This is a genomic window from Streptomyces sp. NPDC004561, from assembly GCF_053602155.1.
On the sequence record NZ_JBSGDB010000783.1, the window covers coordinates 1 to 2,482 of the forward strand.

Sequence of the window (2,482 nt, forward strand, 5' to 3'; positions counted from 1 at the left end):
CTGGCCAGTCTGTGAAGCAGGAACCCGGCAGCCGGGCGACCGGCCAAGCCACCTGAAAAAGGAATCCCGGTCCTTCAGGGCCGGGAGGATGTCAAAGGCAGGCCACGACGCCGCCCTCGTCCAGGGAGCGGCGCACCCCCGCGCCGGTGACGACGAGCCCCGGCTGGGTCGGCCCTCCAGCACGGTTTGAGTCCGCCAGTGCACCGTCGAGTTGCTTGCGGGATCCACCGGGGCACACCCAGGACTTCGCGCCCGCACGCCCATCCCGGCAAACGGAGGAGCCACATGGAACGACGCGTAGTCATCACCGGGATCGGGGTGATCGCGCCGGGCGGCATCGGGCTGAAGGAGTTCTGGTCACTGCTGACGTCCGGCCGCACCGCCACCCGGTCGATCACCCGCTTCGACACGTCCCAGTTCCGCTCGCGGATCGCCGCGGAGGCCGACTTCGACCCGGAGCAGGCGGGCCTGACGCCCCAGGAGACGAGCCGGATGGACCGCGCGGCGCAGTTCGCGGTCGTGTGCGCCCGGGAGGCCATGGCCGACAGCGGGCTGGACTTCGCGGGGCTCGACCCGCACCGGGTCGGCGTCACCGTCGGCAGTGCGGTGGGTGCCACGACGTCCCTGGACACCGAGTACAACGTGGTCAGCGACGGCGGCCGTCAGTGGCTGGTCGACCACCAGTACACGAGCAGGCACCTCTTCGGTCACTTCGTGCCGAGTTCGTTCGCCTCCGAGGTGGCCTGGGCGGTGGGCGCCCAGGGGCCGGCCGCCGTGGTCTCCACCGGCTGCACCTCCGGCCTGGACGCCGTCGGGCACGCCGCCGAGCTGATCCGCGAGGGCTCGGCCGACATCATGGTGGCCGGCGCCACCGAGGCCCCCATCTCCCCCATCACGGTGGCCTGCTTCGACGCCATCAAGGCCACCTCACCGCGCAACGACGACCCCGCGACCGCCTCCCGCCCCTTCGACGCCTCCCGCAACGGCTTCGTGCTCGGCGAGGGCGCCGCCGTGTTCGTCCTGGAGGAACTGGAGGGGGCCCGGGCCCGCGGCGCCCACGCCTACGCCGAGATCTCCGGCTTCGCCTCGCGCTGCAACGCGTACCACATGACCGGGCTGCGGCCGGACGGCAAGGAGATGGCCGAGGCCATCCGGGTCGCCCTGGACCAGGCCCGCCTCGATCCGACGGCCATCGACTACATCAACGCGCACGGTTCGGGAACCAAGCAGAACGACCGCCACGAGACCGCCGCGTTCAAGAAGAGCCTCGGCGCGCACGCCTACGAGACCCCGGTCAGCTCCATCAAGTCGATGATCGGCCACTCGCTGGGGGCCATCGGCTCGCTGGAGATAGCCGCGAGCACGCTCGCCATCGAGCACGGGGTGATCCCGCCCACGGCCAACCTGCACACTCCCGACCCCGAATGCGACCTGGACTACACGCCGCTGACGGCACGCGAACTGAACACCGAACGGGTCCTCACCGTCGGGAGCGGCTTCGGCGGCTTCCAGAGCGCGATGGTGCTGACCAGGCCCGACGGCACACGGAAAGGCAGTGTCCGATGAGCACGCCGACGAGCACCCAGGCGAGAGGGACGACTCCCCCGCAGCCGTCCGCAGGCCCCGCCCACCCGGTGTTCACCGGGGTGGGCGTCGCCGCGCCCAACGGCCTCGGCCGCGACCGCTGGTGGCAGGCCACCCTGGCCGGGCAGAGCGGCATCGGGCCGGTGTCCCGGTTCGACGCCCGTGGGTATCCGGCACAGCTCGCCGGGGAGGTCCCCGGCTTCGACGCGGCCGAGCACATCCCCGGCCGGCTGCTGCCGCAGACCGACCACATGACCCGGCTCGCGCTCACCGCCGCGGACGAGGCGATCGCCGACAGCGGTCTCGACCCGGAGACCGAGCCGGAGTTCGCATCCGGCGTGGTGACCGCTGCGTCCGCGGGCGGGTTCGAGTTCGGCCAGCGGGAGCTGGAGGCCCTGTGGGGCAAGGGCAGCCGCTACGTCAGCGCCTACCAGTCCTTCGCCTGGTTCTACGCCGTCAACACCGGCCAGATCTCCATCCGGCACGGGATGCGCGGGCCCAGCGGCGTCATCGTCAGCGAGCAGGCCGGGGGGCTCGACGCGGTCGCCCAGGCCCGCCGGCAGCTGCGCAGGGGCAGCCGGCGCATCGTCACCGGCGGCGTGGACGGGGCGATCTGCCCGTGGGGCTGGGCCGCGCTGCTCGCCGGCGGCCGGATGAGCACCGTCTCCGACGCCGCCCGCGCCTTCCTGCCCTTCGACGCGGCCGCCGGCGGCCAGGTGGCCGGTGAGGGCGGTGCGATCCTCGTCCTGGAGGACGCGGCCACCGCCCGGGACCGCGGCGCCCGGCCCTACGGGGCGCTCGCGGGGTCGCCCCGGCCGGGTCACCGTCGTCCCGATCGCCCGGAGCGGGTCACCGCGGCCCAGATCCGTCCGGGACGGGTCACCGTGCCCCGACCAGC

At 73.2% G+C, this 2,482-nt stretch carries 2 protein-coding genes; both read left to right on the forward strand.

Annotated elements, in window-relative coordinates; genetic code table 11:
- Nucleotides 1–285 precede the first annotated feature (285 nt).
- Nucleotides 286–1,566, forward strand: a complete 1,281-nt coding sequence (locus ACWEN3_RS45230) for a beta-ketoacyl-[acyl-carrier-protein] synthase family protein (RefSeq protein ID WP_452984111.1) — start codon at nt 286–288, stop codon at nt 1,564–1,566.
- Nucleotides 1,563–2,482, forward strand: a 920-nt coding sequence (locus ACWEN3_RS45235) for a beta-ketoacyl synthase N-terminal-like domain-containing protein (protein ID WP_452984113.1), incomplete at its 3' end; no start/stop codon positions are given. The genes ACWEN3_RS45230 and ACWEN3_RS45235, both read left to right, overlap by 4 nt.

Bases quoted from the DNA above. Each gene is read 5' to 3' on its own strand.
- ACWEN3_RS45230 (WP_452984111.1), top strand. From the start codon at position 286: ATGGAACGACGCGTAGTCATCACCGGGATCGGGGTGATCGCGCCGGGC.